Annotated in this window: 3 protein-coding genes; all 3 read right to left on the reverse strand. The window is 61.7% G+C overall.

All coding sequences use genetic code 11. The features are described 5' to 3' along the window. Nucleotides 1-90 precede the first annotated feature (90 nt). Complete coding sequence (locus QMX98_RS32835; RefSeq protein WP_010467072.1) at nt 91-270, reverse strand: hypothetical protein; 180 nt, start codon at nt 268-270, stop codon at nt 91-93. Continuing rightward, nucleotides 267-1397 carry a PepSY-associated TM helix domain-containing protein gene (locus QMX98_RS32840; protein ID WP_145309930.1) on the reverse strand — a complete coding sequence of 377 codons (1131 nt, stop codon included), beginning with the start codon at nt 1395-1397 and terminating at the stop codon, nt 267-269. The genes QMX98_RS32835 and QMX98_RS32840 overlap by 4 nt, the downstream gene beginning before the upstream one ends. Before the next feature lie 71 nt (nt 1398-1468). Further along, the gene (locus tag QMX98_RS32845; protein WP_282411994.1) at nt 1469-3895 is read right to left on the reverse strand and encodes a TonB-dependent siderophore receptor; all 2427 of its coding nucleotides are present in this window, start codon (nt 3893-3895) and stop codon (nt 1469-1471) included. Nucleotides 3896-4111: the final 216 nt, after the last annotated feature.

Raw genomic sequence — 4111 nt, forward strand, 5'->3', positions numbered from 1 at the left:
GGGCGAGCCGGCTCGCGAAGAGGTCGTTTACATTCAGCACCCCTGTTGAATGTCAGGCCGCCATCGCGAGCAGGCTCGCTCCCACAAGGATCAGCGGCGTTGCAGCAGGCCGCGCAGGGCAAGCACAGCGGGGACGCCCAGGCCAAGCCAGCTCAAGGCATCCCACACGCCGTCGCCCAGCAACGCGGCGAACAACCCCGCGGCACTGAGCAGCGCGATCACGGTGGGCGTGGCGAAGACCTTCCAGAAGTTCGACTGTCGTGGCCTCATGCTTGAGCCTCCGCTTGCTCGAGCGCAGGTTTCGCCGCCTTGCGCCGCACTACCCACAGATAAACCCCGCTGCCCAGCACGACGATGGTCAGCCCATCCAGAGTCGCCCAGAGGATTTTCATCGGCATGCCACCGTAATCACCAAAGTGCAGGGGTTGCGACATGCCCATGGCGTCCATGTACCACGGTCGTTCCGCCACCGCCGTGACTTGCAGGGTACTGGCGTCAATCAACACCGGGGTCAGCAGGTGCGAAGTCAGGTGGGTGCTGCCTTTCATGAACACGGCGTAATGGTGTTCGCTGGAAAACCGTGTGCCGGGGAAGGCGATGAAATCGGGTTGCATGCCCGGCGCGACTTCCTTGGCGATGTCGAGCAAACGGGTCGCGGGTGCCAATTGCGTCAGCGGTGGCGCGTCGCGGTAGGGTGCGATCATCGTGCTCAGTGCGTCGTTGCGCCAGGCGGCGATCAGCAGGTCGGCGCAGGCACTGATCACGCCGGTCACCCCGACCACCAGTGCCCAGGTCAGGGTGACCACGCCGATCAGGTTATGCAGGTCGAGCCAGCGCAGGCGAGTGGATTTGTCCTGGCGCACGCTGGCGAATTTCAAGCGGCGCATGAACGGCAGGTACAGCACCGTCCCGGAAATGATGGCAACGACAAACATCAGCCCCATGAACGCCAGCAACAACTTGCCCGGCAGACCGGCGAACATGTCCACGTGCAGGCGCAGCATCACCATCATGAAACCGCCGTTGGCCGACGGCATCTCCAGCGCTTCGCCGGTGCGGGCGTCGAGCATGAAGGTGTGCGACGAATTGGGCTCGGTACCGGCGGTGGCCGCCATGATGGCGATCGCGGCGTTGGGCTCTTCTTCGTCGAAGCCGAAATACTGCATGACTTCGCCGGGGCGATGTTTTTCCGCCGCCTGCACCAACTGCTGCAAATTCAGCTGCGGGGTGTCCGCCGGCATTTGCTTCAACTCGGCGGCATCGCCCAGCAGGTGGTCGATCTCGTGGTGGAAGATCAACGGCAGGCCGGTCAGCGCCAGCATCAGCAGGAACACGGTGCAGATCAGGCTGGTCCAGGTGTGGATGAACGACCAGCGGCGAATTGTTTTACTTTTCATTTGATGGCCTTCAGAAATACCAAAGCCGTCCCCGAAGGACGGCTTGGTCTTGGAGCGTTCAGCTCAGGCAATTACCACTTGTAAGTTGCACTGGCGACGACGCTGCGCTGGTCGCCGTAGTAGCAGTAGAAACTGTCACAGGTGGAGATGTAGTCCTTGTCCAACAGGTTGGTGGCGTTCAGTGCCAGCGACGCGCCTTTCAGGCTGTTGTCCAGACGGCCGAGGTCGTAATGGACCGCCGCGTCGAACACGGTGTAGGCATCGGCCTTGCCCAGCCAGGTGTTGCCCTGATCGCCGTAGGTGTTGCCGGTGTAGCGAGCGCCGGCGCCAATGCCGAAGCCATCCAGCACGCCGGTGTGCCAGGTGTAATCGGCCCACAGCGAAGCTTGTTGGTTGGGCATCAGTTGCAGTCGGTTGCCCTTGTAGTCGCCTTTCTGCACTTCGGATTTGGCCAAGGTGTAGGCCGCGATGATTTTCAGGTTTTCGGTGACGTCGGACACCGCTTCCAGCTCCAGGCCCCTGACCTTCACTTCGCCAGTCTGGCTGGTGATCGGTGTGGCGCCGACGGTGGTGGTGACCGAGACGTTTTTCTGGGTCAGGTCATACACCGCTGCGCTGAGCAGGGTGTTGCTGCCCGGTGGCTGGTACTTGATGCCCAACTCCCACTGCTTGCCTTCGGTCGGCTTGAACGATTCGGTGCTGGAGGCTGATGCGCCAGTGGTGGGTTGGAAGGATTCGGCGTAAGACAGATACGGCACAAAGCCGGAGTCAAACACATAGCTGATCGCCGCGTTGCCGCTGAAGGCTTTGTCGCGCTGGGTGTTGGTGGCATCGCCCTTGTTGAAAAACTCGGTGCTGGTGTGGACCCAATCCTCACGTCCGCCGACGGTCAGGCGCCATTGGTCGAGGGCCATTTGATCCTGTACGTACAGGCCGGTCTGGTAGGTCTTCTGGTTGTAGTCGTAGAACGCGGTGGAGCGCGGTGGACGAACGATGGGCTGGCCATAGATCGGGTTGTTGACGTTGGTGGTCAGCCCGTCGCCGAAAATCGAGGTGTAGTTGGTGTTGCTGCGCTGGTGGTCGAGACCCAGCAGCAGGGTGTGACGGACATTGCCGGTGGCGAAGTCGGCCTGGAAATTGTTATCCACGGCGAACTGGCTGATGTCTTCATCGACGATGGTGCTGGTGCGCCCGACGTTACCTTCGTTATCCACTTGGGTGAACGGATACGAGCCGACAGTGAGCCCCTGGAACGACAGATCGGATTTGGTGTAACGCAGGTTCTGCTTGAACTGCCAGACGTCGTTCAAGCGATGTTCGAACGCATAGCCCAGAGCGTAGTAGGTGCGGTCGTAGTATTCCCAGTCCGGGTCGCCGAGATTCTTATGATGGGAAACCTTGCCGAACGGCATGTCGATCTTGGTGCCCTGCACCGGCAGGAACTGGCTGGTGATGCCGGTATCGTCGCGGGTGAATTGCGTGAGCAGGGTGAAGCGGGTGTCTTCGTCGATGTTCCAGGTCAGGCTTGGCGCGATGTTGTAGCGCTTGTTGTCGACGTGGTCGATCTGCGTGCCGCTGTCGCGCACCACGCCGCTCAGGCTATAGAGGAACTGGCCTTCGTCATCAATTTTGCCGGTGCTGGCGAAGTTGATCTGGCGCTGGTTGTCGCTGCCGTATTGCAGCTGGATCTCGTGGCTGTCTTCAGCGCTTGGACGGCGGCTGACCATGTCCAGCAAGCCACCCGGCGGGGTCTGGCCGTAGACCGACGACGCCGGGCCGCGCAGCAGGGCGAGGCGATCGAGGTTCCAGGTTTCCTGTTTCGGGTTGGCGTAGGTGCCTTTCGGCAGAGGCAAGCCATCGAGGAACTGGGTCGGCTCAAAGCCCCGGACCCGCAGCCAGTCGGCACGGGTGTCGCTGCCGTAGCTGCTGGCGACGATGCCGGGCATGTAGCGCACGGCGTCATCGAGGTTCTGCACATTGCGATCTTCCATTTGCTGGCGAGTGGCGACCGATATCGAGCGCGGCGCTTCGACCAGCGCGGTGTCGGTCTTGCTGCCGGCGGCGGTGCGCGTGGCGACGTAGCCTTCCACCGGGCCCCAGGCGCTTTCAGTGTTTTGGACACCGATGACGGCGGTTTCCGGCAGGGCCAGCGTCCCCTCGGGAATGGCGGCCAGGCTGTAGGTGCCGGCGCTGCTTTGCTCCAGTTGCAGACCGGTGCCGCGCAAGGCTTCACGCAGGGCGCTGGCGGCGTCGTACTGGCCCTTGACCGGCGCTGAGGTCTTGCCCGCAGCCAGCGAAGGGTTCAACGACAGCGCGAGGCCCGCCTGGCTGGCGATCTGGTTCAGCGTGCTGGCCAATGGCGCGGCCGGCAGGTTGTAGGCGCGAACGCTGGACGCCTGTTCAGCGGCAATCAGCTGACTGCTGGCCAGCGGGGCGCAAAGGGCAATGGCGATGGCCAGCAAGCTGGGGCGCAACAAGGTGTCTAGCGAACGGGACATACAGCGGCTCCTGAATGGAAATATTTCTCAATTGCCTAGGTGCCGAATGAGAATCCCAAAGTGATAGGGCTGGATGAAAATAATTTCGATTCAGTAAGTGAGGGGCTGAGTCTAGATGTGTGCTGTTGTTGACGGCCTCTTCGCGGGCAAGCCTCGCTCCTACGGGTTTTGTGTCGACCTGTGGAGCGATGACATCCTGTAGGAGCGAGGCTTGCC

Origin of the sequence: Pseudomonas sp. PS02303 (assembly GCF_029959925.1) — a bacterium.
Lineage (GTDB): Bacteria > Pseudomonadota > Gammaproteobacteria > Pseudomonadales > Pseudomonadaceae > Aquipseudomonas > Aquipseudomonas mandelii.

What these genes read in the sequence shown, in the direction of transcription:
- QMX98_RS32845 (WP_282411994.1), bottom strand. Translation starts at nt 3,895, where the DNA reads ATGTCCCGTTCGCTAGACACCTTGTTGCGCCCCAGCTTGCTGGCCATC.
- QMX98_RS32840 (WP_145309930.1), bottom strand. Translation starts at nt 1,397, where the DNA reads ATGAAAAGTAAAACAATTCGCCGCTGGTCGTTCATCCACACCTGGACC.
- QMX98_RS32835 (WP_010467072.1), bottom strand. Translation starts at nt 270, where the DNA reads ATGAGGCCACGACAGTCGAACTTCTGGAAGGTCTTCGCCACGCCCACC.